Annotated in this window: 21 protein-coding genes; 13 read left to right on the plus strand and 8 right to left on the minus strand. The window is 67.4% G+C overall.

The genetic code is table 11. From position 1 onward, the window contains the following. Positions 1–58: 58 nt before the first annotated feature. Both AABM56_RS03605 and AABM56_RS03610 read right to left on the minus strand, forming a co-directional pair. Positions 59–898 (minus strand): urease accessory protein UreD, encoded by an 840-nt coding sequence (locus AABM56_RS03605; RefSeq protein WP_133862176.1) that lies wholly within the window; start codon positions 896–898, stop codon positions 59–61. A gap of 901 nt (positions 899–1799) precedes the next feature. Continuing rightward, positions 1800–2843, minus strand: a complete 1044-nt coding sequence (locus AABM56_RS03610; RefSeq protein ID WP_133862175.1) for an AraC family transcriptional regulator — start codon at positions 2841–2843, stop codon at positions 1800–1802. 339 nt (positions 2844–3182) lie between these two features. On the opposite strand from AABM56_RS03610, the gene eat reads away from it, so the two are divergent. The 3 genes from eat to eutC all read left to right on the plus strand — a co-directional run bounded on the left by eat (position 3183) and on the right by eutC (position 7109). Further along, the gene (gene eat / locus AABM56_RS03615; protein WP_187981138.1) at positions 3183–4547 is read left to right on the plus strand and encodes an ethanolamine permease; all 1365 of its coding nucleotides are present in this window, start codon (positions 3183–3185) and stop codon (positions 4545–4547) included. Positions 4548–4713: 166 nt separating this feature from the next. Continuing rightward, positions 4714–6105, plus strand: coding sequence for an ethanolamine ammonia-lyase subunit EutB (locus AABM56_RS03620; protein WP_133862173.1), 1392 nt, complete (start codon positions 4714–4716; stop codon positions 6103–6105). A gap of 188 nt (positions 6106–6293) precedes the next feature. After that, positions 6294–7109, plus strand: coding sequence for an ethanolamine ammonia-lyase subunit EutC (gene eutC / locus AABM56_RS03625; protein ID WP_263259520.1), 816 nt, complete (start codon positions 6294–6296; stop codon positions 7107–7109). 13 nt (positions 7110–7122) lie between these two features. Here the strand turns inward: eutC and AABM56_RS03630 are convergent, their stop codons facing one another. Next, positions 7123–7557: an N-acetyltransferase gene (locus AABM56_RS03630; protein WP_133862171.1), complete on the minus strand. Its 435-nt coding sequence runs from the start codon at positions 7555–7557 to the stop codon at positions 7123–7125. Positions 7558–7684: 127 nt separating this feature from the next. On the opposite strand from AABM56_RS03630, the gene AABM56_RS03635 reads away from it, so the two are divergent. Beyond that, positions 7685–8590, plus strand: coding sequence for an alpha/beta fold hydrolase (locus AABM56_RS03635; protein WP_133862170.1), 906 nt, complete (start codon positions 7685–7687; stop codon positions 8588–8590). An 8-nt stretch (positions 8591–8598) separates the two neighbouring features. Here the strand turns inward: AABM56_RS03635 and rutR are convergent, their stop codons facing one another. Then, a complete protein-coding gene (gene rutR, locus AABM56_RS03640; protein WP_133862169.1) occupies positions 8599–9279 on the minus strand; it encodes an HTH-type transcriptional regulator RutR in 681 nt (226 codons plus the stop codon). 366 nt (positions 9280–9645) lie between these two features. Here rutR and rutA point away from each other — a divergent pair, with 366 nt between their 5' ends. The 5 genes from rutA (at position 9646) to AABM56_RS03665 (ending at position 13250) form a co-directional block, all read left to right on the plus strand. Beyond that, a complete protein-coding gene (gene rutA, locus AABM56_RS03645; protein WP_133862168.1) occupies positions 9646–10734 on the plus strand; it encodes a pyrimidine utilization protein A in 1089 nt (362 codons plus the stop codon). Further along, a complete protein-coding gene (gene rutB, locus AABM56_RS03650) occupies positions 10734–11462 on the plus strand; it encodes a pyrimidine utilization protein B (protein WP_133862167.1) in 729 nt (242 codons plus the stop codon). Before rutA ends, rutB begins: the two co-directional genes overlap by 1 nt. A 5-nt stretch (positions 11463–11467) precedes the next feature. Continuing rightward, positions 11468–11851, plus strand: a complete 384-nt coding sequence (rutC, locus tag AABM56_RS03655) for a pyrimidine utilization protein C (protein ID WP_017642623.1) — start codon at positions 11468–11470, stop codon at positions 11849–11851. An 84-nt stretch (positions 11852–11935) separates the two neighbouring features. Then, on the plus strand, positions 11936–12721 hold the full coding sequence (gene rutD, locus AABM56_RS03660; protein ID WP_133862166.1) for a pyrimidine utilization protein D: 786 nt from the start codon (positions 11936–11938) through the stop codon (positions 12719–12721). Between the two features lie 4 nt (positions 12722–12725). Then, on the plus strand, positions 12726–13250 hold the full coding sequence (locus tag AABM56_RS03665; protein WP_133862165.1) for a flavin reductase: 525 nt from the start codon (positions 12726–12728) through the stop codon (positions 13248–13250). A 74-nt stretch (positions 13251–13324) separates the two neighbouring features. Here the strand turns inward: AABM56_RS03665 and cysZ are convergent, their stop codons facing one another. Then, a complete protein-coding gene (gene cysZ / locus AABM56_RS03670; RefSeq protein ID WP_133862164.1) occupies positions 13325–14077 on the minus strand; it encodes a sulfate transporter CysZ in 753 nt (250 codons plus the stop codon). A gap of 299 nt (positions 14078–14376) precedes the next feature. Here cysZ and trxB point away from each other — a divergent pair, with 299 nt between their 5' ends. Next, positions 14377–15351 carry a thioredoxin-disulfide reductase gene (gene trxB / locus AABM56_RS03675; RefSeq protein WP_133862163.1) on the plus strand — a complete coding sequence of 325 codons (975 nt, stop codon included), beginning with the start codon at positions 14377–14379 and terminating at the stop codon, positions 15349–15351. Between the two features lie 209 nt (positions 15352–15560). On the opposite strand, the gene glyA is transcribed toward trxB, so the two are convergent. Both glyA and AABM56_RS03685 read right to left on the minus strand, forming a co-directional pair. Next, positions 15561–16814 carry a serine hydroxymethyltransferase gene (gene glyA / locus AABM56_RS03680; protein WP_133862162.1) on the minus strand — a complete coding sequence of 418 codons (1254 nt, stop codon included), beginning with the start codon at positions 16812–16814 and terminating at the stop codon, positions 15561–15563. 123 nt (positions 16815–16937) lie between these two features. Beyond that, a complete protein-coding gene (locus tag AABM56_RS03685; RefSeq protein ID WP_347883839.1) occupies positions 16938–21131 on the minus strand; it encodes an EAL domain-containing protein in 4194 nt (1397 codons plus the stop codon). Between the two features lie 211 nt (positions 21132–21342). Here AABM56_RS03685 and ettA point away from each other — a divergent pair, with 211 nt between their 5' ends. Further along, positions 21343–23007: an energy-dependent translational throttle protein EttA gene (gene ettA, locus AABM56_RS03690; protein ID WP_133862160.1), complete on the plus strand. Its 1665-nt coding sequence runs from the start codon at positions 21343–21345 to the stop codon at positions 23005–23007. A 107-nt stretch (positions 23008–23114) separates the two neighbouring features. Here the strand turns inward: ettA and AABM56_RS03695 are convergent, their stop codons facing one another. Beyond that, positions 23115–23543, minus strand: a complete 429-nt coding sequence (locus tag AABM56_RS03695) for a molybdopterin-binding protein (protein ID WP_208694073.1) — start codon at positions 23541–23543, stop codon at positions 23115–23117. A gap of 95 nt (positions 23544–23638) precedes the next feature. Here AABM56_RS03695 and AABM56_RS03700 point away from each other — a divergent pair, with 95 nt between their 5' ends. Together AABM56_RS03700 and modA are read left to right on the plus strand one after the other, a co-directional pair. After that, positions 23639–24451, plus strand: a complete 813-nt coding sequence (locus tag AABM56_RS03700; protein WP_133862158.1) for a TOBE domain-containing protein — start codon at positions 23639–23641, stop codon at positions 24449–24451. 22 nt (positions 24452–24473) lie between these two features. After that, a complete protein-coding gene (gene modA, locus AABM56_RS03705) occupies positions 24474–25229 on the plus strand; it encodes a molybdate ABC transporter substrate-binding protein (RefSeq protein ID WP_133862157.1) in 756 nt (251 codons plus the stop codon).

Below are 25229 nucleotides of genomic sequence, written 5' to 3' on the forward strand. Positions count from 1 at the left end.
CGGTCAAGGAAGGTCGATCATCGCGGCCGTGGGCCGCGCCTACAAGAGTGACGCGGCCTCAGGTGCTCCAGATCCGCGGTGGCACGGCGGCGCGGCCGAGCAGGGCCGGGCGCAGCAGGCGCCAGACCTCGATCAGCCAGGCGCGTGCTTGCAGCGATTCGGCGGCCAGGCAGCGGGCGACCACCAGGCCGGGCAACTGGGTCAGGTCGCCGCGGACCGGCAGGCCGAGTTCGCGGCAACGCGCCAGGGTATCCGCGTCCAGGGTGCCGGTGATCAGCAGGGTGGCGAACACCGGCTGACCGGCGAGGCCGATGGGCGAGTCCAGCAACCGATCCGCCCCGACCAGGCGCTGGCGCTCGTGCCATAGCGGAGTGCCATCGCGACGGATGTCCAGGTGCGCCTGGAACAGTCCCTCAGTGAAGCGCTCGGCACTGGCTGGGCGGCCCAGGGCGACGATGTCCCAGTAGCAGAGGCGAGCGTCGCCCGCCAGCTCGATGCGGGTGGCGAGACGGGCCTGGGCGCCGGAGAAGACGATGGTCTCCTGGGGCAGCCATTCCAGGGTGGCGCCGGCGGCGACGCGCAGGTCGATCTGCTGGTGGGCGGCGCTATCGGCGCGATACCACTTGGCCGCGCCAGGGCTGGTGAGCTGGGCCCAGGCGGTCGCGCCGACGCTGACGTCGATGTCCAGCCGATCGCCCCCGGCGATGCCACCTGGGGGATGGACGATGATGTGCTGGCAGACCTCGGGGCCTTCGGCGTGCAGGTGCTTCTGCACCCGTAACGGACCGAGATGGCGGCGGGTGGTCGGCCGGGTCCAGTCGCCCTGGCGGGCATAGGCCAGCTCCAGGCGCGCCAGCCAGGCGGGGGTGAAGAGGGCAGGGGATAGGGCAGAGGTCATCGGGTGGTCGTTGTTCTGGTTGGGCTGTTTGGGGAGGGCCTTGCAAGAATCTGACCGGGTGGGTGGTATTTGTGAAGCGGGGGCGCTATGGAGGGCGTCGGGATAGGTGCCCGGACTATTTGCTGAGTTTTGTATGCGGTTCCTGTTTCGCCTGGCCGGCGACTTACTTTTCTTTGCTTGCGGATCGCCGCCCGGTGCAAAAAAAGTAAGCAAAAGAAAGCACACCCCACGTTTCGGCCCTCCGCTGCGCTCCGGGTCCCCTCGCTCCGGCGCCGCTCCGGGGGCACGGCACGAAGGGGCCTCCTGCCCCTCGCGCCTTGCTCGGCGTCCTGCCTCGCATCTCCCTCCGCAACACCTGCACTCGGCCTCACTGACGGGGACGGGGCGCCAGCCTAAGACTTGGGTGTTTAAAGGTTTGTAGCGTGGAAAACCGCGCAGCGTTTTCCACTGGAAGGTACCGACACTATCAGTGGACAAGGCGACGCCGTTGTCCACGCTACGGGCTACGGGTTTTTATGGCTCTTCAACCAACACTTTCAGGCTGGCGAATCGCCCCGTTCAGGAGGGCGAGCGCCAGTGTCGTGGAGTGGGTCGAGCCGCATGGATGCGGCGAGAGGTCCAGTGGGCCATGGACGGCCCATCTGGACCGACCCCGGAACGGCGCTGGCGTGAGCGGACCCGGAGCGCAGCGAAGGGCCGGATGTCCGGGGCAAGCGTTTTTAGTTACTTTTGTCCAGGGCGCGCATCCGCGATTGGCAAAAGTGACTCGCCCGGGTGGGCGAAACAAAAAGCCTCAGCAGACTTCAGTAATCGGCTGGGTACCGATGAGCACAGGTGCTTTGGGCTTCGCTCCGCTCAGCACCAGCCTACGTCAGCCGGTCTTCGGCGCGCCGACCCTTCCCTACGAAATCCCCCGCCACTGCCGCGGACTCACCTGAAACCATCGCCGAAACGCCCGCGAAAAGGCGCTGGTCTCCGAGTAGCCCAGCAGCGGCGCCAGGTCGCTGACCGGCAGCCGCTGCCGCAGGTAGTGCTGAGCCAGGTCGCGGCGAACGCCCTCGACCAGCGCCGAGAAGCTCGCGCCCTGGTCGCGCAGGCGGCGTTGCAGCTGGCTGGTGGACAGGTCCAGGCGCTGGGCGATGGACTCCAGGCTGGGTTCGCCCAGGGGCAGCGCCAGGCGCACCGAGGCACGGACCTCTTCGAGCAGCTCCATCTGCGGCAGGCGCTGGCCGAGTTGGCGGATGGCGTCCTGTACCACCAGCAGGAGCAGCGGATCATGGTCGGGCATGGCGCGGTCGCGCAGGTCGGCCTTGGGCACCAGCATGGCGTTGCAGGGCTGGCCGAAGCTGACCGGGGCATCGAATAGCCGGCGGTGCTCGTGCCAGCCCTCGGGGCGCGGGTGTTCGAACTGCACCGCGCGCGGTGCCCAGGTAGCGCCGAGCACATGGCGCAGCAGGTTGAGCAGCATGCCTAGGGTCAGCTCGGCGTCCTGGCGGCGGGCGACGATGGCGCCGTGGCGTACCTGGTAATCGAAGCGCCAGCACTCACCGGCGTCCACCAGCTGGATAAGGGTGCTGTGCTGGTGGAAGGGAAAGGCGCCGGCGAAGTTCTGCAGCGCCGCCTCGGCGGTGGGTGAGCAGAGTCCCACGTAGCCCAGCAGGCCGAGCATCTGCGGCTTGAACTGCCCGCCGTAGTGCAGGCCGAAATTGTCGCAGCCGGATTGGGCGGCGGCCTCTTCCAGGACCCGGCAGTAGTTGCCCAAGCCGAGGCTCAGCGTCGGGTGCTGCAGCTGTTCGGGATCGATGCCGGCGGTGCCGAAGATGCGATCGACGTCGCCGCCGTGGCTGGTGATGACGGCGTCCAGGCCGCTGGCGGCGGCGGAGAGCACGCCGAGGTTGCGCGACGGTGAGGTCAGGGCGGCGAAGCCGGAGGCGGCCAGGGGCATGGTGCGGGTCCAGGGAGGAGATCGGCATGAATGAAGCAAAGGCTGTGCCCCGGGGTGGAAAGCGGTCCTCCAGTGGGGCTGGAACGCCGAGGGCTTCACGCTATTGAGCGCTTTGGCGTGCTTCATCGCGGGGCAAGTGGTCGGGCATCGCACCAGCGTGGTGCGGTCTCGGGTAGCACCCTGGGAAGAGGGGTAACGCCGACTTGACCCGAGGTCACGGCGACCGTGCCAAGCGGTCAAGTCGGCACGGCCCCGAGCTGTTTAAGCTCGAAAAAGCCGGGCGTCGCGGGATTGCGGTGACCCATTCGGATCACGTCGCTACACGGGGAGTGGCCTGTCATGACCAACGAGAAACTCAAGCCGACCCTCGGCACCCTGCACCTCTGGGGCATCGCCGTGGGGCTGGTGATCTCCGGGGAATACTTCGGCTGGAGCTACGGCTGGGGCGTCGCCGGGACCCTGGGCTTTCTGATCACCGCGCTGGTGGTGGCGGTGATGTACACCTGCTTCATCTTCAGCTTCACCGAACTGACCACCGCCATTCCCCATGCCGGCGGGCCCTTCGCCTACAGCCGGCGCGCCTTCGGTCCTACGGGGGGTACCATCGCCGGAATCGCCACCCTGATCGAATTCGTCTTCGCGCCGCCGGCCATCGCCATGGCCATCGGCGCCTACCTCAACGTGCAGTTTCCCACCCTCGATCCCAAGCTTTGCGCGGTGGCGGCCTATTTCATCTTCATGACGCTGAACATCCTCGGGGTGAGCATCGCCGCCACCTTCGAGCTGGTTGTCACCGTGCTGGCGGTGATCGAGCTCTTGATCTTCATGGGGGTGGTGGCGCCGGGCTTCAGCCTGACCAACTTCACCAGCGGTGGCTGGGCTGGCCAGGATCAGTTCTCCCTGGCCGCGGTGGGTGGCATGTTCGCCGCCATTCCCTTCGCCATCTGGTTCTTTCTCGCCATCGAGGGCGCGGCCATGGCCGCCGAGGAAGCCAAGGACCCCAAGCGGACCATTCCCAAGGCCTACATCGCCGGCATCCTCACCCTGGTGACCCTGGCCATCGGCGTGATGATCTTTGCCGGCGGGGTGGGCGACTGGCGCGCCCTGTCCAACATCAACGACCCGCTGCCGCAGGCCATGAAGGGCGTGGTGGGCGAGGGTTCGGTGTGGCTGCACCTGCTGGTGGGCATCGGCCTGTTCGGCCTGGTGGCCAGCTTCCACGGCATCATCCTCGGCTATTCCCGGCAATTCTTCGCCCTGGCTCGTGCCGGCTTCCTGCCCCGCGGCCTGGCCAAGCTGTCGCGCTTCCAGACCCCGCACCGGGCGGTGCTCGCGGGTGGCGTGGTGGGCATCGCCGCCATCTTCAGCGACGGCGTGATCAGCCTGCAGGGCCTGACCCTGACCGCCGCCATGATCACCATGAGCGTGTTCGGCGCCATCGTCATGTACATCATGAGCATGCTCAGTCTGTTCAAGCTGCGCCGTAGCGAGCCGAACCTGGAGCGTACCTTCCGCGCCCCGGGCTATCCGGTGGTGCCGGCCATCGCCCTGGTGCTGGCGGTGGTCTGCCTGGTCGCCATGGTCTGGTACAACCCGGTGATCGCCAGCGTCTTCGTGGTGCTGATGGTGATAGGCGCGCTGGTCTGCGGTCTCAGCCGTAGACAGGGCGACATTGCACCCGACGCTGCCTTCGGCGAGGCCTGAGAGCCTGTTCAAAGTCTGCTGCGCGTCGGCCAAACGGCGTTGAAAATGGTTTCGGAATGCTCATTTACCACTCGTAAACTCCGCTTCCTCAGCCATTTTCGCCTTGTTTGTCTCTAGCTCGCGAGCCTTTGAACAGGCTCTGCGCAGCGCAACCCGAGGAGGTAGCATGAGCGGTTTCCAGCACAGCGTGGGCGGCCAGACCTGGCGTTTCGCCGATCTCAAGGAGCTGCTGGCCAAGGCCACCCCGGCGCGTTCCGGGGACGTCCTGGCCGGGGTCGCCGCCGGCAGCGACGTGGAGCGGGTGGCGGCGCAGATGGCGCTGGCCGAGCTGCCGCTCAAGCACTTTCTCAGCGAGGCGGTGATCCCCTACGAGGCCGACGAGGTCACCCGGCTGATCCTGGACAGCCACGATGCCCAGGCCTTCGCCCCGGTCGCCCACCTCACCGTGGGCGGCTTCCGCGACTGGCTGCTGGGTACGACGGCCGACGAGGCCAGTCTCGCCGCCCTGGCCCCGGGGCTGACCCCGGAGATGGTGGCCGCGGTGTCCAAGATCATGCGCATCCAGGACCTGATCCTGGTGGCGCAGAAGGTTCGGGTGGTGACCCGCTTTCGCAATACCATCGGCCTGCGTGGACGACTGTCGACCCGGCTGCAGCCCAATCATCCCACCGACGATCCGGCCGGCATCGCCGCCAGCGTCCTTGACGGCCTGCTCTATGGCAACGGCGATGCGGTGATCGGCATCAACCCGGCCACCGACAGCACCAGCGGCATCTGCGAACTGCTGAAGATGCTCGACGCCGTGATCCAGCGCTACGAGATTCCCACCCAGTCCTGCGTGCTGACCCACGTCACCACCAGCATCGCCGCCATCGAGCGCGGCGCGCCGGTGGACCTGGTGTTCCAGTCCATCGCCGGGACCCAGGGCGCCAACGAGAGCTTCGGCATCAGCCTGGCGCTGTTGCAGGAAGGCTACGAGGCGGGGCTGTCGCAACGTCGCGGCAGCCTGGGCGACAACCTCATGTATTTCGAGACCGGGCAGGGCAGTGCCCTCTCGGCGGGGGCCCACCATGGCGTCGACCAGCAGACCTGCGAGGTGCGCGCCTACGCCGTGGCTCGTCAATTCAAACCGCTGCTGGTGAACACCGTAGTCGGCTTCATCGGCCCCGAGTACCTCTACAACGGCAAGCAGATCATTCGCGCGGGCCTCGAAGATCACTTCTGCGGCAAGCTGCTCGGCGTGCCCATGGGCTGCGACATCTGCTACACCAACCATGCCGAAGCGGACCAGGACGACATGGACATGCTGCTGACCCTGCTGGGCGCGGCGGGCATCAATTTCATCATGGGCATCCCGGGCTCGGACGACGTGATGCTCAACTATCAGACCACCTCCTTCCACGACGCCCTCTATGCCCGCCAGGTGCTGGGCCTGCAACCGGCACCGGAATTCGCCGCCTGGCTCGACCGCCTGGGCATCCTGCGCCTGGAGGACGGCCGCTTCCGCCTCGGCGAGGGCTTGCCGGCACCATTCCAGCGGGTGTTGGCGCAGATTTGAATGGTTTTTCGTAGGTTGGGCTGAGCGTTAGCGAAGCCCAACGTTGCCAGGCTCGACTCGTGCCTGTTGGGCTTCGACGGTGGAGCTGTCTCAACCCAACCTACGAAAGGCCGAGTGCCCTGTCCATCCCGTACCTGTTGGGCTTCGACGATGGAGCTGTCTCAACCCAACCTACCAAGGAGGTTGCCATGAAGGACTCCGACACCGCCCGTCCCGATCCCTGGGCCGAATTGCGTCGCCTGACCCCGGCGCGCATCGCCCTGGGCCGCGCCGGCACCAGCCTGCCCACTGCCGCCCAGCTGGACTTCCAGGCCGCCCATGCCCAGGCCCGCGATGCGGTGCACCTGGCCTTCGATCATCAGGCCTTGCGTGAAGGCTTGACTGCCCAGGGCCGCGAGACCCTGGTACTGAAGAGCGCCGCGCCGGATCGCCACACCTATCTGCAACGGCCGGATCTGGGGCGCCGGCTTTCCGCGGAGTCCGCTCGCGAACTCGGCGCCTATGCCGCCGAGCATCCCGAGGGCTTCGACGTCGCCGTGGTCATCGCCGACGGCCTCTCGGCCCTGGCGGTGCATCGCCATGCGCTGCCGTTCCTGGAGCGCCTGGTCGACCAGGCCGGGGCCGAGGGCTGGCGCTGGGCGCCGGTGACCCTGGTGGAGCAGGGCCGGGTGGCGGTGGGCGACGAGATCGGCGGGCTGCTCAAGGCGCGCCTGCTGGTGATGCTGATCGGCGAGCGCCCCGGTCTGAGTTCGCCCGACAGCCTTGGCCTCTACTTCACCTACGGCCCACGGCCGGGCCTCAACGACGCCTATCGCAACTGCATCTCCAATGTGCGCCTGGAAGGCCTCGCCTATGGCCTGGCGGCGCACAAGCTGCTCTACCTGATGCGCGAAGCGGATCGCCGCAAGCTCTCCGGCGTGCAACTCAAGGACGAAGCCGAGGTGCCACTGCTGGAGGGTGGCGAGGAGAACGCCCGGATCGGCAACTTCCTTACCGCTCAATGAGCGGGATTGGCCGTTATCCTGCCGTGAGCGCCTTGCGCAGGAAGTACCGCGCAAAGCCCGGCGGATAGTCCGCCAGTTCGCCGAACACCTCGTAGCCCAGCCGCTCGTAGAAGCCGCGGGCCTGGAATTCGTGGGTGTCGAGCCAGGCGCCGTGGCAGCCGCGGGCCAGGGCTTCGGCCTCGGCGCGCCGCAGCAACTCGCGGCCGGCGCCCTGGCCGCGAGCGGCTTCCTCCACCGCCAGCAACTGCACATAGAGCCAGCCATAGCTGGTGTAGCCCCAGAGTCCGCCGAGGGATTCGCCGCCACGGGTCAGGCTGATGACCAGGGCCCGGTAGCCGCTCGGGCCAGCCTGGCTGTCGTTGTAGCGTCTCAGCGGCGCGGCGATGGTCTGGCGCAGGTCTTCGCGCGCTTCGTCGGTCAGGTGGTAGTCCAGTGGCGCTGCGGGCATGGCGATGGTTTCTGGAAGGGGTCTGCCCGAGCATAGCGCAGCACCGCTGCGTGACCGCCGGGTTCTGCCGCTTTCGCCGCGCCGGCCTTGGGGTAGCATGACCCTTTGCCCATTTCGCGGGGGAGCCATGGACATACGTGAAGGTCGCGCCCGGGTTGGTGCTCTCGAACTGGCCTATGAGGACTGGGGCGATCCCGCCGATCCGACGCTGCTGCTGATCATGGGCTTTGGCGCCCAGTTGCTGCTCTGGCCGGAAGGCTTCTGCGAGGCCCTGGTGCGCCGGGGCCTGCGGGTGATCCGTTTCGACAATCGTGACGTCGGCCAGTCCTCGCGGCTGAGCTGGCCGGGTGGACGGCCGCCTTCGCTGTGGCCGGTGCTGGGGCGGGCGCAACTGGGCAAGCCCAGTGCAGTGCCCTATCGCCTGGAAGCCATGGCCGCCGATGCGGTCGGGCTACTCGATCACCTGGGGCTGGAGCGCGCCTTCGTGCTGGGCGGCTCCATGGGCGGCATGATCGCGCAGATCCTCGCCGCCGACTGGCCGCAGCGGGTCGCGCGGCTGGGCATCCTGTTCTCGTCGACCAATCAGCCGCTGTTGCCGCCGCCCTCGATCAGGCTGCTTGGCAGCCTGCTGCTGCGGCCGCCGGCCGATCTGCCGGCGGAAGCGGCGCTCGCCCGGCAGAAGGCCCTGCTGCGCGGTATCGAGAGCCCGCGCTATCGGCAGAGCGAGGTGGATCTCGAACGACTGGTGCAACGGATCCTGGCGCGCGGGGTGGATGTGGACGGGGTGCAGCGGCAGCTGTTCGCCCTGCTCGGCAGCGGTGATCTGCGGCCCTTTGCCCGGCGCATCCAGGCGCCGACCCTGGTGGTCCATGGGGCGCGAGATCCGCTGTTGCGTCCGGCCTGTGGCCGCGCCGTGGCCCGGACCATTCCCGGTGCCCGCTTCGAGCTGATACCCGACATGGCCCACGACCTGCCGGCGCCGCTCTGGCCGAGACTGAGCGAGCTGTTCGCCGACTTCTTCCTGGCGCCCTGAGCCGGGCTTCAGCCTCTGAGGCGTGGGCGCAGCCCGTCGATGAGCAGGGTTTCCAGGCCGCGCAGAACCTCGTCGAAGAAGGCTGGATCCTGCAGGGTACGGCCACAGAGTGCCTGCACCTGGACCCTGAAGTCCGCATAGTGTTGGGTGGTGGCCCAGAGGCTGAACATCAGCTGGTACGGATCTACTGGTGCCAGCCGACCGGCATCGATCCAGGTACGGATCACCCGGGCCTTCTCGTCTATCAGGTCGTGCAGGCTGCCCTGCAATTCCGGCAGCAGCAGCGGCGCGCCCTGGACCATCTCCAGGCAGAACAGCCGGGACTCGGCGGGATAGTCGCGGGACATCTCCAGCTTATGGCGCAGATAGCCGCGCAGGGCGTCGAGGGGATCCTGGTCTTCGCTGAAGGTGCGCAGGGGACTCAGCCAGGTCGCCAGCAACTGGCGCAGCACGGCGACATAGAGCTCTTCCTTGCTGCTGAAATAGTAGAGCAGGTTGGTCTTGGAGACGTCTGCCTGCAGGGCCACCTGATCCAGGCTGGCGCCGTGCAGGCCGAAGCGGGAAAAGATATCGAGCGCGGCGCCGAGGATCTGGGCGCGCTTGGCTTCTATCTGACGCTGCCGGCGTTGCTGGGCGGCAGGGCTGGGTTGACGCGGCTTGCGTGGCGGAGGATCACTGGCCTGACTCACGAACTGCTCCTTGGGCCTGCATGGACATCTGACGCGGACCGACCGCTGGACGAGCGGGAGGGACGGCTTCAGGCGCGGTCGTTGAGATTCGCACCTTCCTGGTGACGAATCGTCGGCGGACGCCAGAGGGTAGCGCGCCGGTCTCCAAACTCTAGCATGGCCCGACATCCTGCATGCCCCGGATTCGGGCGCCTTGCACAAACTAGGTGCTCTGATCTGGACCAAATGGTCTGAATATATTTCTAGATTTCCCCCAAGTGTTTGATTGGCTTGAAATTTCAAGACTTGGCAAGCTTTCTGCTCTGATCCTGCAGCCACGGCGCATCTCGATGCGCCTCGATTCCTGACTGCGGGAGAGTGCGAGCGATGAACATCGGTGTCTTCATTCCCATCGGCAACAACGGCTGGCTGCTATCGGAAAACGCGCCCCAGTACCGGCCCACCTTCGAGCTGAATCGCGAGATCGTGCAGCGCGCCGAGCACTACGGCTTCGACTTCGCCCTGTCGATGATCAAGCTGCGCGGCTTCGGCGGTAAGACCGAATTCTGGGACCACAACCTGGAGTCCTTCACCCTCATGGCCGGGCTGGCGGCGGTGACCTCGCGCATCAAGCTGTTCGCCACCGCCGCGACCCTGACCCTGCCGCCGGCCATCGTCGCGCGCATGGCCGCCACCATCGACTGCATTTCCGGCGGCCGCTTCGGCGTCAATCTGGTCACCGGCTGGCAGAAACCCGAATACAGCCAGATGGGGCTCTGGCCGGGGGATGAGTTCTTCGCCAGCCGCTATCAATACCTCGGTGAATACGCCCAGGTGCTGCGCGACCTCTGGGGCACCGGCCAGTCGGATTTCCAGGGCGCGCACTTCCGGATGGAGGACTGCCGGGTGAGTCCGCAGCCCCAGGCGCCCATGGAGATCGTCTGCGCCGGGGCGAGCGACGCCGGCCTGGCCTTCGCCGCCGAACACGCCGACTACAGCTTCGTCTTCGGCAAGGGCGTCAACACGCCGAAGGCCTTCGCCCCGGCGGTGGAGCGGCTGCAGGCGGCCACCGCCAAGACCGGGCGCAAGGTCTCTTCCATCGCCCTGTTCATGATCATCGCCGCCGAGACCGACGAGGCCGCCCGCGCCAACTGGGAGCACTACAAGGCCGGTGCCGACGAGGAGGCCATCGCCTGGCTGGGCGCCCAGGCCGCCGCCGACACCAAGTCCGGCAGCGATACCAACGTGCGACAGATGGCCGATCCGACCTCGGCGGTCAACATCAACATGGGCACCCTGGTGGGTTCCTTCGCCAGCGTGGCGCGGATGCTCGACGAGATCGCCGAGGTGCCCGGAGCCAGTGGGGTGCTGCTGACCTTCGACGACTTCGTCCAGGGCGTGACCGACTTCGGCGAGCGTATCCAGCCGCTGATGCAGAGCCGCCGTCACGTCGACCTGCTCAAGGAGAGTGCCTGATGAATGCCGTGGAAACTCTGGCGGGCTATGCCTTGCCTGCGAGCGACACCGAAGCCGTGACGCTGCCGGCGCGACCCGAACCGCTGCGGCTCAAGGCCAGCGAGACCGCCCTGATCGTGGTGGACATGCAGAATGCCTATGCCAGCCAGGGTGGCTACCTGGATCTGGCCGGTTTCGATGTCTCGGCCACCGGCCCGGTGATCGAGAACGTCGCCGCGGTGGTGGAGACCGCCCGCGGCGCGGGTATCCAGGTGGTCTGGTTCCAGAATGGCTGGGACCCGGAGTATCGCGAGGCGGGCGGGCCGGGTTCGCCCAACTGGCACAAATCCAATGCCCTCAAGACCATGCGCAAGCGACCCGAACTGCAGGGGCAGCTGCTGGCCAGGGGGGGTTGGGACTATGCCCTGGTCGACCGGCTGCAACCGGCGGCCGCGGACCTGGTGGTGCCCAAGACCCGCTACAGCGGCTTCTACAACACCCACCTGGACAGCCTGCTGCGCGCCCGTGGCATCCGCAATCTGGTGTTCGTCGGCGTGGCCACCAATGTCTGCGTGGAGTCGACCCTGAGGGACGGCTTCTTCCTCGAATACTTCGGCGTCTGCCTGCACGACGCCTGCCACCAGGCCGGGCCCCGTGCGGCCCACGAGGCCGCGCTGTTCAACATCGAGACCTTCTTCGGCTGGGTCGCCAGTTGCGCCGACTTCCACACCACCTTCGCCAAGGACTGAGCACCATGCCCAAGCAAGCCGTGATTCCCGCCGGTACCGGTACCCCCATCGCCCCCTTCGTGCCCGGCAGCCTGGCCGATGGCGTGCTCTATGTCTCCGGCACCCTGCCGTTCGATGCCCAGAACAACGTGGTCCATGTCGGCGACGCCGCCGCCCAGGCACGCCACGTGCTCACCACCATCCAGGGCGTGGTGGAGGCGGCTGGCGGCAGCATGGCCGACGTCACCTTCAACATGATCATGCTCACCGACTGGGCGAACTACGCCGCCATCAACGCGGTGTACGCCGAATTCTTTCCCGGCGAGAAGCCGGCGCGCTATTGCATCCAGTGCGGCCTGGTGAAGCCCGACGCCCTGATCGAGATCGCCAGCATCGCCCATGTCGGCTAGTTCCCGCTCCGTACCTACCCCCTCTCCCTCTGGGGAGGGCTGGGGTGAGGGAAGCCCCAACCACTGAACCACCAAGGACCGCCCATGCACTTCGAACTCCATGGCCGCCAGGACCCGGCGGCCGAGACCCTGCTGCTCAGCTCCGGGCTGGGCGGCGCCGGGGCCTTCTGGGCGCCGCAGCTGGCGGCCCTCGGCGAAAGATTCCGGGTGGTGGTCTACGACCAGACCGGCACCGGCAGGAGTCCGGCCGAGCTGCCGGCGGATTACCGCATCCAGCATATGGCCGAGGACCTGCTGGCCCTGGCTGATCGCCTGGAACTCGACAGCTGCCTGTTCATGGGCCATGCCCTGGGCGGCCTGGTGGGCCTGCAGGCCAGTCTGCTGCGTCCGGGCCTGATCCGCCGCCAGGTGCTGGTCAATGCCTGGAGTCGACCCAATGCGCATACCGCGCGCTGCTTCGCCCTGCGCCAGCGCCTGCTGCGCGACAGCGGCGCCGCGGCCTATGTCCAGGCCCAGGCGATCTTTCTCTATCCGGCTACCTGGATCGCCGAACACGGCGAGCGCCTGGCCGCCGACGAAGCCCATGCCCTGGCGCACTTCCCCGGCGAGGCCAATGTCCTGCGGCGCATCGGCGCGCTGCTGGCCTTCGACCTGGACGCCGAGCTGGCGTGCATCCCGGTGCCGACCCTGGTGCTGGCCAATCGCGACGATGTCCTGGTGCCCTGGACCTCGTCCCAGCGGCTGGCCGCGGGTCTGCCCCGGGCCAGCTTCCAGTTGCTGGAGTGGGGCGGCCACGCCTCCAGCGTCACCGATTCCGCCACCTTCGACCGGGTGGTGCTCGACTATCTCAGCCAAGATCTGGAGGCGTAACGCCATGTCCGTTGCCCATGCCTTGCCCCTGTCCGCCGCCAGCCCCGCCGCCCCGGTCGAACGCGACCTCTTCCGCGGGGCCATGGCGCGCCTGGGCGCCGCGGTCAACCTCGTCACCACCGATGGTCCGGCCGGACTGGCCGGCTTCACCGCCACCGCCGTGTGCAGCGTCAGCGATACCCCGCCTACCCTGCTGGTCTGCCTCAACCGCAGCGCCTCGGTGCACCCCGCCTTCAGCGCCAACGGCGTGCTCTGCGTCAACGTCCTGGCCGCCGGTCAGCAGGCGCTGGCCAACCTCTTCGGTGGCAAGACCGCCATGGCCGAACGCTTCGCCGCGGCGCGCTGGAGCCGCCTCGCCACGGGGGCGCCGGTGCTGGACGGTGCCCTGGTGGCCTGCGACTGCCGCATCGCCGAGGTGCAGTCGGTGGGAAGCCACGATCTGCTGCTCTGCGAGGTGCTGGGGGTGGCCGAGCCGGGTGGCGAAGGCGGATTGCTGTACTTCGATCGGCGTTATCGCGAGCTGGCTTAGCCAGGACTGCTGGACTTCGGCGCTGGCGCCGTCTCAGCGCCAACCTGCGTCAGAAAGTCCGACGGACCCGCTCCTCAGGCGCGCACCAGCAGCGCCTTGTCGCCCCCTTCACGCACCCAGAACAGCGTCGCCCCGGCCACGGCGGCGGGCATGAACAGGGCGTTCAGGCCGGGGACCAGCAGCGCGAGGTAGGTCACCCCGCCAAAGCCCAGGCAGCGCAGGCGGCGGGTACGCAGCCAGGCGAGCATGCTGCGGAAATCCAGCTGGTGGTTGTCGGCGGGGAAGTCGATGTACTGCACCGCCATCATCCAGACGCCGAACAGGATCCACAGCGGCGCGGCGATCAGGTTCAGACCGGGGATGAAGGTCAGCACCAGCAGGCCCAGCGCACGCGGCAGGTAGTAGCCCAGCTTGCGCAGTTCGCGCTGCAGGGTGCGCGGCACCATGGTGACCAGTTCGGCGAGATTGAACGGCGGGAAATCGTCCTGGCCGCGTACCATGACCTCGACCTTTTCCGCGAGAAAGCCGTTGAAGGGCGCCGCCACCAGGTTGGCCAGCATCGTGAAGGTAAAGAAGATGATCGCCAGCAGCAGGAGCACGAACAGTGGCCAGAGCAGCCATTCGACGAAGCTCGCCCAGGCCGGCAGGCTCGGCATCAGCTGCTCCAGCCAACCCTCGAAGCCGCGCACGGCAAAGGTGAGGATGGCCGCGTAGAGCAGCAGGTTGATGGTGAGCGGGATGACCACGAAGCGGCGCATGCCGGGGCGAGTCACCAGGCGCAGCCCTTCGGCGAAATAGGCGGAGCCGGACAGCGGAGCGACAGCCATGAAGATTCCTGACGGGGGGCGGGAATGCACAGCTTACCTCAGGGCTCGATTGCCGCAGCGGTCGACATAGGCGCGCCCTATGGTCTGGATTTAGAATGGTCGCTTCTGTGGAGGGGCGGTACCCGTTAGGCTGAGCCCCATCCCTGGACCCGGTGTCCGCCTATCGGCGCCGGTCGCGCCGTCGCCAGGAGCGACCGGCGCTGCGGAACGGCTCCGCACGCACACCGGCCGGCATGCCCATGGGGCGCGCCGGCTTCTCTACTCTTAGGTCTGCCGGAGATCCCGGCAGGGAGAATGTCATGTCTGAAGCCAGCACCTCGCGCCATTCGCGCCTCATCATCCTCGGTTCCGGTCCGGCCGGTTACACGGCTGCGGTCTATGCCGCCCGCGCCAACCTCAAGCCGCTGCTGATCACCGGCATGCAGATGGGTGGCCAGCTGACCACCACCACCGAGGTCGACAACTGGCCGGGCGATCCCCACGACCTGACCGGTCCTGCGCTGATGGAGCGGATGCGCGAGCACGCCGAGCGCTTCGAGACCGAGATCGTCTTCGACCACATCAATGCCGTGGACTTCGGTGGCAAGCCCTACACCCTCAAGGGTGACAGCGCCACCTACACCTGCGACGCCCTGATCATCGCCACCGGTGCCAGCGCCCGCTACCTGGGCCTGGCCAGCGAAGAAGCCTTCATGGGCAAGGGCGTGTCCGCCTGCGCCACCTGCGACGGCTTCTTCTATCGCAATCGCGAGGTGGCGGTGGTCGGCGGCGGCAACACCGCAGTCGAGGAAGCCCTGTACCTGGCCAACATCGCCAGCAAGGTGACCCTGATCCACCGCCGCGAGACCTTCCGCGCCGAGAAGATCCTGCAGGACAAGCTGCGCGCCCGGGTCGCCGAAGGCAAGATGGCGCTCAAGCTCAATGCCAGCGTCGACGAGGTGCTGGGTGACAACATGGGTGTCACCGGGGTGCGGATCAAGAACAACGATGGCAGTACCGAAGAGCTGCAGGTGGCCGGTCTGTTCGTCGCCATCGGCCATACCCCCAACACTGGGCTGTTCGAAGGCCAGCTGGACAGCCACGACGGCTACCTGGTGGTGAAGGGCGGTCGCGAGGCCAATGCCACCGCCACCAACGTACCCGGCGTGTTCGCCGCCGGCGACGTGGCCGACCACACCTATCGCCAGGCCATCACCTCGGCCGGTGCCGGCTGCATGGCCGCCCTGGACGCCGAGCGCTACCTGGACGGCCTGGGCGATCTGCAGGTCCTCTGAGGCCTGAGCAGCGTCTGACAACGAAAAACCCCGGCACTGGCCGGGGTTTTTCGTTGTCGGGGGCTTCCGGCGTGCGCCAGGGTCCGGCTTGGCGGCCTTGACGACCCTGCTGGAAATGCAGCGAGCCCCGGCCAATTGGTCGGGGCTCGTTGTTTGGGATTTTCCCTCACCCCGGCCCTCTCCCAGGGGAGAGGGGGAAGGCGGACCTCTTACTTGCCGTATACCGGCAGGCGGGCGCAGACGGCCTGGACCTTCTCACGCACGGCGTCGATCACGGATTCGTCGCCCATGTTGCCGAGGATGTCGCAGATCCAGCCGGCCAGCTCGCGGCACTCGGCTTCCTGGAAGCCACGGGTGGTGACGGCCGGGGTGCCGATGCGCAGACCGGAGGTGACGAAGGGCGAGCGCGGATCGTTCGGCACCGAGTTCTTGTTCACGGTGATGAAGGCGCGACCCAGGGCGGCGTCCGCGTCCTTGCCGGTGATTTCCTGCTTGATCAGGCTGAGCAGGAACAGGTGGTTGTCGGTGCCGCCGGAGACGACGTCGAAGCCGCGCTCGATGAACACGCCGGCCATGGCCTGGGCGTTCTTGATCACCTGCTGCTGGTAGGTCTTGAACTCGGGCTGCAGGGCTTCCTTGAAGCACACCGCCTTGCCGGCGATGACGTGCATCAGCGGACCGCCCTGGGCGCCGGGGAAGACCGCCGAGTTGAGCTTCTTCTCGATGGCTTCGTTGGCCTTGGCCAGGATCAGGCCGCCGCGCGGGCCGCGCAGGGTCTTGTGGGTGGTGCTGGTGACCACGTCGGCGAAGGGTACCGGGTTCGGATAGACACCGGCGGCGACCAGGCCGGCGAAGTGGGCCATGTCGACGAACAGGTAGGCACCCACGGCATCGGCGATGGCGCGGAAGCGGGCGAAGTCCAGCACCTGGGAATAGGCGGAGTAGCCGGCGACGATGACCTTGGGCTGGTGCTCGCGGGCCAGACGCTCGACTTCGGCATAGTCGATCAGGCCCTGCTCGTCGATGCCGTACTGCACGGCGTTGTACAGCTTGCCGGAGGAGGACACGGTAGCGCCGTGGGTCAGGTGACCGCCGTGAGCCAGGCTCATGCCGAGGATGGTGTCGCCGGCTTCGATCAGCGCCAGGTACACGGCCGAGTTGGCCTGGGAGCCGGAGTGCGGCTGGACGTTGGCGTAGTCGGCGCCGAACAGTTGCTTGGCGCGGTCGATGGCCAGTTGCTCGACCACGTCGACGTATTCGCAGCCGCCATAGTAGCGCTTGTGGGGATAGCCTTCGGCGTACTTGTTGGTCAGCACGCTGCCCTGGGCTTCCATGACCGCCGGACTGGTGTAGTTTTCCGAAGCGATCAGCTCGATGTGATCTTCCTGACGCTGGGCTTCCTGCTGCATGGCGGCATACAGGTCGGCGTCGAAGCGGGCGAGGGTGGTTTCACGGCTGAACATGGCGGCAGGGTCCCCTGAGGCATGGCGAAGAGCGAGCCCGATCGGGCTCGTGAGGGGCGACATTCTACCCCATCGCGGGAACTCTGAGGTATGAGCGCCGGTCATGCGCCGCCGCCATCGGTCTCATGTCAGGACGGGGAACAGCCCCTGGTGCTCCAGCCGCTCGCGCAGCAGATCCGGCGGCAGCGGACGGTCGAAGAGGAAGCCCTGCACCTCGTCGCAGCCATGGAGGCGCAGGAATTCCAGTTGCGCCGGTTCCTCGACGCCCTCGGCGATCACCGAGAGATTGAGGCTGTGGGCCATGGCGATGATGGCCCGGGCGATCTGCGCATCCTGCTCGCCGTGGGGCAGGCCGTCGACGAAGCTGCGGTCGATCTTGAGGATGTCGATGGGGAACTGCTTGAGGTAGTTGAGCGAGGAATAGCCGGTGCCGAAGTCGTCGACCGCGATGCACAGGCCCAGGCTCTTGAGTTCGCCCAGCAGCTGCAGGGCCTCGCCGACGTCGCGCATCAGGATGCTTTCGGTCAGTTCCAGCTCCAGGCAGGCCGGCGCCAGGCCGGTCTCGGCGAGGATCTCGGCGATGCGCTGGCCGAGCTGGCCATCGCTGAACTGGCGGGCGGAGAGATTCACCGAGACCTTGGGAATGCGCACCCTGGCCGCGTGCCATTCGCGCATCTGCCGGCAGGCCTCGCGAATCACCCAGTCGCCGACCTGGACCACCAGGCCGATCTCTTCCAGCACCGGGATGAATTCCGCCGGCGAGACGTGGCCGCGCACCGGATGCTCCCAGCGCAGCAGGGCCTCGACCCCGGTCAGGCGCCGGTTGTCGCAACGGTACTGCGGCTGGTAGTGCAGGCGGAATTCACCCTGCAGCAGGGCGTGCCGCAGATCGGCTTCCAGTTCCAGGCGCTCCAGGGCGCGGGCGTTCATCTCGGCCTGGTAGAACTGGAAGTTGTTCTTGCCCATCTCCTTGGCGTGGTACATGGCGGTGTCGGCGTTCTTCATCAGCTGGCTGAGTTCATGGCCGTCCTGGGGCGAGAGGGCGATGCCGATGCTGGCGGAGACGAAGAATTCGCGGCCTTCGAGCACGAAGGCCTCGGACAGCTGGGAGAGGATCTGCTCGCCGACGCGGATCGCCTGGGCCAGGGCGACCTCGCGGCTTTCCAGACCGGACAGCAGCAGGGTGAATTCGTCGCCACCCATGCGCGCCACGCTGTCCTCGGTGCCGACGCAGGCGGTCAGGCGCATGGCCACGTCCTTGAGCAGGCGGTCGCCGGCGGCGTGGCCGAGGCTGTCGTTGATCGGCTTGAAGCGGTCGAGGTCGAGGAACATCAGCACCACCCAGCTGCCGTTGTGGCGGCTCTGCTGCAGGGCGTTGTGCAGGCGATCCTGGAACAGGGTGCGGTTGGGCAGCAGGGTCAGGGCGTCGTAGTAGGCCAGGCGGTGGATGCGCCTTTCGCTGGCCTTGCGCTCGCTGATGTCGACGAAGAAGCAGACATAGCTCATCAGGTCGCCGTCGTCGTCGCGGATGGCGGTGATGCCGACCCAGGAGGGATAGGGCTCGTTGTCCTGGCGGCGCTGCCAGAGTTCGCCTTCCCAGCTCTCCTGGGTACGCAGCTGCTGCATCACGTGCTGCAGCTGGTTGGCTTCCTGCTTGTCCGCGCAGAGCATCATCGGCTGCTGGTCGAACACCTCTTCGGGACTGAAGCCGGTGATGCGGGTGAAGGTGCGGTTGACCCGCACGATGTAGCCGGCCGGGTCGGTGACCAGGATGGCGCCGGCGGAGTGGTCGAACACCGTGGCCGCCATGCGCATGTCCTTTTCCGTGCGGCGCTGGGCGGAGATATCGCGGCAGATGCCGAGCAGACCGGCGAAGCGCTCGTGGTCGTCCCACAGCGGCTTGAGGCGCAGCTCGATCTGCAGGGTGTGGCCCTGGGCGTGCAGGCAGTCGAGCAACAGAGGCGCGAAGTGTTCCCGGCGCAACTCGGCCAGGGCGCGCGGATTGTCGAGGCTGCGCAGCAGCCGCTGCAGGGTGCGGCGCACCTCCTGCCACTGGCGCGAGTGCACCACCAGTTCGGCCAGGGTGCGTTGTTGCAGCTCGCCGACGGGATAGCCGAGCAATTCCTCCACCGAGGGACTGATGTAGTTGAGCACCAGCTGGGCGTCGGTGGTGAAGATGACGTCGCTGATGCTTTCCGCCAGCTGCCGGTAGCGATTCTCGCTTTCGCGCAGGCGCTCGCTGGCCCGCACCATGTCGGTGACATCCAGGGCCAGCCCGACCACGCTCGCCGCGGTGCCGTCCGCCGCACGGGCGAGGCGCTGCTCGCGCACGTCGAACCAGCGCCAGCCGCCGTTGCGGTGCTGCCAGCGCAAGAGGCTGCTGCTGGGCTGGTCGGAGAGCGTCGGCCGCATGCTCACCACCCGCTCGTGCAGTTCGAGGTCATCCGGGTGCAGGCGCGCGCGCCCGAGGCTGGCGAAGGCTTCCGGCGGATAGCCGAGCTTGAGGGCCAGCGAACGACTCTCGTAGGTCAGCTCGCCGCTGGCCACGTCATAGGTATAGAGGGTGTCGGGGATGGCGCTGATCAGATTCGACCAGAAGCTGTCGCGCTCGAGCAGGCGCAATTCGCCGAGCTTGCGCTGGGTGATGTCGTTGAGGCTGAGCAGGGTCGCGTCGAGGTGCCGGGGGTTGGCTGGCAGGTGCATGGTCAGCCAGAGGTGCCGTTCGCCCTCGGCGGTGCCGATGCAGGTCTCGAGTTCCAGTACCTGCTGGCCGGAGAGCAGGCCGGCCAGCAGGCGGTATCTCTTGCCACCGAGCTGGACGCGGGAGTCACCCACCAGCCGCGCCCAGGCCTGGTCGAGGTGCTCGATGCCGAGCATTTCCAGGGCGCGCTGGTTGATCTCGGTGATGCGCACCTGGCGGCCCAGGCTATCCAGGACTTCGGGCTCGCGGGCGAACAGCTCCGCCAGTTGCTCGGGGCGCTCCAGGCCGAGGGCCTGCATGTGCGGCTGGACGGCGCTCAGATCCACCACGCAGATGCCGGTGTGCACCCCGTTGAAGATGCTTTCGTAGCGCTGCCGGGTGGTCTGGATGGTCTCCAGGTTGCGCTGCTGTTCGGTGACGTCGCGCAAGACCCAGACGAAGCCGTCCTGGGTCTGGGTGCGGTCGCGCAGGACCCGGGCACTGGGCTGGCTGTCCGCCAGGGCGTGGCAGCTGACCGCGAAGCGGCGCGGTTGGCCTTCCACCGCCAGGGTGACCAGGGCGCCGCTGTCACGCTCGGCGGCCGTCAGGGCAACCAGCTCGGGCAGCAGGCTGGCGAGGAAGAATTGCTGGGCGTCATTGGCGGCGATGCCCAGCAGCCGCGCGGCGGTGGCGTTGACATGCACCAGGCGACCGTCGGCCTGGGTCATGCAGACGGCTTCCTCGATCCCGTTGAGCGCGATGCCGGCCAGGCGCAGGCCGCGTCGCGAGGCGAGGGTCAGGGCGCGCAGGCCACGTTCTTCGCGCAACAGCAAATAGAGCAGGATGACGGCCACCAGGCCGGACAGGCTGAACAGCGCCAGGCGGCCGAAGGAGGCCCCCAGCAGCGTGGTGCCCATGTCTTCGGCGGGATGGCTGCCCACCACCTGCCAGTTGCTGTAGGCCAGTTCCTGGCGTACCTCGTCGATGCTGTTCGCCGCCGGGGCTTCTCCGCCGCGGAATAGCAGGGTGCCCTGAGAGCGATCTTCCAGGCGCCAGTCGAGGCCGGACGGTACCCGGGTCGGCCGCCACAGGGGTTCGAGCAGGGGGGCGCTGGTCAGCACCCACCAGCCGTTCTGCAGTTGCGGATCGCCAGCCAGCAGCACATAGAGGGGCGCCGCGGTGGCCTGACCGTTGTAGCCGTAACGGAAGTCGGCCTGGCCGGCGCGCGCGATCAGTTGCTGGATGAAGGCGGCGTCCGGCGTATCGCCCAGGCGCGCACTGCGCAGGTTGGCGTTGGCCGGCAGCCAGCGTACCTGTTGCAGTCCGGGAAAGAAGTCCTTGAGGCCGAGCAGCAGATTGGGGGCCAGCGGCAGGGTGGGGTCCAGCGACCAGCGCAGGGTGCTGCGCACCGCCTGGGCCTTGAGCGCCAGCCCGAATTCGACGGTGTTGGCCAGCTGTCGGGTCAGGCCATCCAGCTGTTCGCGCCGCAGCGTCTCGCGCTCGGCCACGCTGGCGAGGGCCTGCCAGAACATCAGGGCCAGCATGGCCACCAGCGAGAGGATCAGCAGACCGCGGGTCAGGCGTCGCGAAGCGGGGGCGAGCGGCTCTTCCGGCAGCGAGGAGGGCGGGCTGTTCACGACGGACTGCGTTCCTGCAGAGGCGATGGCCGTTCGGCTGCGCCCGATTCCGCGGGGCAGGGATGGCCTATGATAAGGGACCGGACGGTGTCTCCGCCGGTTTTTTCCGCGTGATCAGCACCGGCGCTTTCGTCGCGCGGGGTTTCGACAGCGTTCGCTGCTGACGCCATACTGTGTCCCCTGTTTTTCATTCCGGTCCCAAGGTCCCACCATGGCTCAATACGTCTACACCATGCACCGGGTCGGCAAGGTCGTGCCGCCCAAGCGTGAAATCCTCAAGAACATCTCCCTGTCGTTCTTTCCTGGCGCCAAGATCGGCGTGCTCGGTCTGAACGGTGCGGGTAAATCGACGCTGCTGCGCATCATGGCCGGCGTCGATACCGAGATCGAAGGTGAAGCGCGGCCGATGCCCGGTATCAATGTGGGTTATCTGCCGCAGGAACCGAAACTTGATCCCGAGCAGACAGTTCGTGACGTGGTCGAGGAAGCGGTCGGTCAGATCAAGCAGGCCCAGGCCCGGCTGGACGAGGTCTATGCCGCCTACGCTGAGCCGGATGCCGACTTCGACGCCCTGGCCGCCGAGCAGGCCAAGCTGGAAGCCATCCTCCAGGCCGCCGACGGCCACAACCTGGAGCGCCAGCTGGAAGTTGCCGCCGACGCCCTGCGCCTGCCGGCCTGGGACGCCAAGGTCGGCGTGCTCTCCGGCGGCGAGAAGCGCCGCGTGGCGCTGTGCCGCCTGCTGCTGTCGGCCCCCGACATGCTGCTGCTGGACGAACCCACCAACCACCTGGACGCCGACTCGGTGGCCTGGCTGGAGCACTTCCTCCACGACTTCCCCGGCACCGTGGTGGCCATCACCCACGACCGCTACTTCCTCGACAACGTCGCCGGGTGGATCCTGGAACTGGACCGCGGCCAGGGCATCCCCTTCGAGGGCAACTACTCCGGCTGGCTGGAATCCAAGGCCGCGCGCCTGACCCAGGAAGCCAAGCAGGAAGCCGCCCACGCCAAGGCCATGAAGGCCGAACTGGAATGGGTGCGCTCCGGTGCCAAGGCCCGCCAGTCCAAGTCCAAGGCCCGCCTGCAGCGCTTCGAGGAAATGCAGTCCCAGGAATTCCAGAAGCGCAGCGAGACCAACGAGATCTACATCCCCGCCGGTCAGCGCCTGGGCGACAAGGTCATCGAGTTCAAGAACGTCAGCAAGGGCTATGGCGATCGCCTGCTGATCGACGACCTGAGCTTCGTGGTGCCCAAGGGCGCCATCGTCGGCGTCATCGGCGGCAACGGCGCCGGCAAGTCGACCCTGTTCCGCATGATCATGGGCAAGGAGCAGCCGGACGCCGGCAGCATCGAGATCGGCGATACCGTGCAACTGGCCAGTGTCGACCAGAGTCGCGAGAACCTGTCCGACACCAAGACCGTCTGGGAGCAGGTCTCCGACGGCTCCGACGTGATCAAGATCGGCAACTACGAGGTGCCCTCGCGCAGCTACGTCGGTCGCTTCAACTTCAAGGGCGCCGACCAGCAGAAGTTCGTCAAGGACCTCTCCGGCGGTGAGCGCGGTCGTCTGCACCTGGCGCTGACCCTCAAGCAGGGCGGCAATGTGCTGCTGCTGGACGAACCCTCCAACGACCTGGACGTGGAAACCCTGCGCGCCCTGGAAGACGCCCTGCTGGACTTCCCCGGCGCGGCCATCGTGATCTCCCACGATCGCTGGTTCCTCGACCGCATCGCCACCCACATCCTCTCCTACGAGGACGATTCCAACTTGGTGTTCTTCGAAGGCAACTACACCGAGTACGAAGCCGATCGCAAGAAGCGCCTGGGCGAGGCCGCGGCCCAGCCCAAGCGGGTCAAGTACAAGAAACTGGCGTAAGCACCAGAACCAACGCCGGCAGGGAAACCTGCCGGCGTTTTCTTTTGTCCCACGCTATATACTTGAGGCTATAACGCCCTGGCGGATCCGATCCGCCGCCCCCAGGATCAGGCCGGGACCCCCAGGATCACATGAGACGCCTTGAACACCGCCGTGGCGGCCACGCCGGGAGCCAGCTGCAGTTCCTGCACCGCGTCGCGGGTGACCATGGCCACCACGCGGCTGCCACCGGGCAGGGCGATGGCCACCTCGGCGTTGACTGCGCCATCGCCGATGCTCTCCACGGTTCCGGTCAGGCAGTTGCGCGCCGACAGGCGCAGTCCGCTATCGGCGGTCATCACCATCACCCAGGGCGCCTTGATCAGGGCCACCGCCGACTTGCCCGGCGCCAGCTCCAGGCTCTTCACGCTGTCCAGGGTAACCACGGCCACCAGCTCGGTACCGCCGGTCAGGGTAAGGGTCACCTCTGCATTCACCGCGCCTTCGCGCACCTGGCTGACGGTTCCCGGGAAGACATTGCGGGCACTGACCTTCATTGGATATCGCTCCTGAACGTTGGGGAAGAGGCAAGGGGCGCCACTCTAGGTCGGAGCGTTGCAGTCATACAACCCGAATGCCGGGAGTCCCTGACATGAGCGCCTCGCCCTTCATTGCCCATCTGTCGCTGGAAAGCAGTGTCGGCGCCGAGCTGACCCAGACCCGCATTCGTCTGCTGGAGGCCATCGCCGCCACCGGCTCCATCAGCCAGGCGGCCAAGCGGGTGCCGCTGTCCTACAAGGCGGCCTGGGACGCGGTGGACCAGATCAACAATCTCTCCGCCCAGCCCCTGGTCGCCCGCAGCGCGGGGGGCAGCGGCGGCGGCGGCACCCGGCTGACCGCCTATGGCCAGCGGGTGGTGGCCTTCTATCGGGCGCTGGAGCAGCACTACCAGACCACCCTGGACCAGGTGGCGGCCGGACTGGACGAGGCCACTCGCACCGAAGTGGCCGATTTTCGCCAGTTGCTGCTCAACCTCAACTGGCGCAGCAGCGCCCGCAACCAGTTTTCCGGCGTGGTCGAGGCGCTCGAACAGGGCGATGTGGAAAGCGCCGTGGTGCTGCGCCTGGACGATGCCACGCGACTCACCGCCCTGGTCACCCGCGACAGCGCCGCGCAGCTCGGCCTGGCGCCAGGCCGCGCCGTAGTGGCCCTGGTCAAGGCCTCGGCGGTGCTGGTCGGCACCGATCCAGGGCTGCGCCTGTCGGCGCAGAATCTGTGGTGGGGAGAGGTCGAGCGCGTCCATGAGGGACCGATCAACCACGAGGTGGTGCTGGCGCTACCGGCCGGTCGCCGCGTCACCGCCACCCTGACCGCCACTAGCAGTCGCCAGCTGGGACTCGTCCCCGGCCTGGCCGCCTGCGCCTGTTTCAGCGCCGCCAGCGTCCTGCTGATGAGCGCATCCTGACCAGCCCAAGGAGCCAGAACCGATGATCTCCAGCCGTTCCCGCCTGTTGCTTTCCCTGCTCACCGCAGCGCTGGCCACCCCGGCCCTGGCCGACGAGGTCCAGGTGGCCGTGGCCGCCAATTTCAGCGCACCGCTCAAGGCCATCGGCGAGCAGTTCACCCGAGACACCGGCCATCAGCTGGTGATTTCCAGCGGCGCCACCGGCCAGCTCTACACCCAGATCAGGAATGGCGCGCCCTTCGCGGTCTTCCTCTCCGCCGACGACAGCACCCCGGCCAAGCTGGAAAGCGAGGGCGCGGCGGTCAAGGGCTCGCGCTTCACCTATGCCATCGGCACCCTGGCGCTCTGGTCGCCCAGGACCGGCTACGTGGACAGCGAAGGCGCGGTGCTCAAGCACAACGCCTTCGCCCACCTGGCCGTGGCCAATCCCAAGACCGCGCCCTATGGCCTGGCCGCCACCCAGGTGCTGGCCAAGCTGGGCCTCACCGAGGCGGTCGCGGCCAAGCGGGTGGAAGGCCAGAACATCACCCAGACCTACCAGTTCGTCGCCACCGGCAATGCCGAGCTGGGCTTCGTCGCCCTGTCGCAGATCTACCAGGACGGCAAGGTCAAGGAAGGCTCGGCCTGGATCGTGCCGGCCGAGTTCTATGAGCCGATCCGCCAGGACGCCGTGTTGCTGGACAAGGGCCAGGATCAACCGGCGGCCAAGGCGCTGCTGGCCTATCTCAAGGGACCCCAGGCGGCCACGGTGCTCAAGGCCTACGGCTACCGGCAGTGA

Source organism: Pseudomonas aestiva, assembly GCF_039908605.1.
Lineage (GTDB): Bacteria > Pseudomonadota > Gammaproteobacteria > Pseudomonadales > Pseudomonadaceae > Chryseomonas > Chryseomonas aestiva.

What these genes read in the sequence shown, in the direction of transcription:
- AABM56_RS03605 (WP_133862176.1), bottom strand. Translation starts at nt 898, where the DNA reads ATGACCTCTGCCCTATCCCCTGCCCTCTTCACCCCCGCCTGGCTGGCG.
- AABM56_RS03610 (WP_133862175.1), bottom strand. Translation starts at nt 2,843, where the DNA reads ATGCCCCTGGCCGCCTCCGGCTTCGCCGCCCTGACCTCACCGTCGCGC.
- eat (WP_187981138.1), top strand. Translation starts at nt 3,183, where the DNA reads ATGACCAACGAGAAACTCAAGCCGACCCTCGGCACCCTGCACCTCTGG.
- AABM56_RS03620 (WP_133862173.1), top strand. Translation starts at nt 4,714, where the DNA reads ATGAGCGGTTTCCAGCACAGCGTGGGCGGCCAGACCTGGCGTTTCGCC.
- eutC (WP_263259520.1), top strand. Translation starts at nt 6,294, where the DNA reads ATGAAGGACTCCGACACCGCCCGTCCCGATCCCTGGGCCGAATTGCGT.
- AABM56_RS03630 (WP_133862171.1), bottom strand. Translation starts at nt 7,557, where the DNA reads ATGCCCGCAGCGCCACTGGACTACCACCTGACCGACGAAGCGCGCGAA.
- AABM56_RS03635 (WP_133862170.1), top strand. Translation starts at nt 7,685, where the DNA reads ATGGACATACGTGAAGGTCGCGCCCGGGTTGGTGCTCTCGAACTGGCC.
- rutA (WP_133862168.1), top strand. Translation starts at nt 9,646, where the DNA reads ATGAACATCGGTGTCTTCATTCCCATCGGCAACAACGGCTGGCTGCTA.
- rutB (WP_133862167.1), top strand. Translation starts at nt 10,734, where the DNA reads ATGAATGCCGTGGAAACTCTGGCGGGCTATGCCTTGCCTGCGAGCGAC.
- rutC (WP_017642623.1), top strand. Translation starts at nt 11,468, where the DNA reads ATGCCCAAGCAAGCCGTGATTCCCGCCGGTACCGGTACCCCCATCGCC.
- rutD (WP_133862166.1), top strand. Translation starts at nt 11,936, where the DNA reads ATGCACTTCGAACTCCATGGCCGCCAGGACCCGGCGGCCGAGACCCTG.
- AABM56_RS03665 (WP_133862165.1), top strand. Translation starts at nt 12,726, where the DNA reads ATGTCCGTTGCCCATGCCTTGCCCCTGTCCGCCGCCAGCCCCGCCGCC.
- cysZ (WP_133862164.1), bottom strand. Translation starts at nt 14,077, where the DNA reads ATGGCTGTCGCTCCGCTGTCCGGCTCCGCCTATTTCGCCGAAGGGCTG.
- trxB (WP_133862163.1), top strand. Translation starts at nt 14,377, where the DNA reads ATGTCTGAAGCCAGCACCTCGCGCCATTCGCGCCTCATCATCCTCGGT.
- glyA (WP_133862162.1), bottom strand. Translation starts at nt 16,814, where the DNA reads ATGTTCAGCCGTGAAACCACCCTCGCCCGCTTCGACGCCGACCTGTAT.
- ettA (WP_133862160.1), top strand. Translation starts at nt 21,343, where the DNA reads ATGGCTCAATACGTCTACACCATGCACCGGGTCGGCAAGGTCGTGCCG.
- AABM56_RS03695 (WP_208694073.1), bottom strand. Translation starts at nt 23,543, where the DNA reads ATGAAGGTCAGTGCCCGCAATGTCTTCCCGGGAACCGTCAGCCAGGTG.
- AABM56_RS03700 (WP_133862158.1), top strand. Translation starts at nt 23,639, where the DNA reads ATGAGCGCCTCGCCCTTCATTGCCCATCTGTCGCTGGAAAGCAGTGTC.
- modA (WP_133862157.1), top strand. Translation starts at nt 24,474, where the DNA reads ATGATCTCCAGCCGTTCCCGCCTGTTGCTTTCCCTGCTCACCGCAGCG.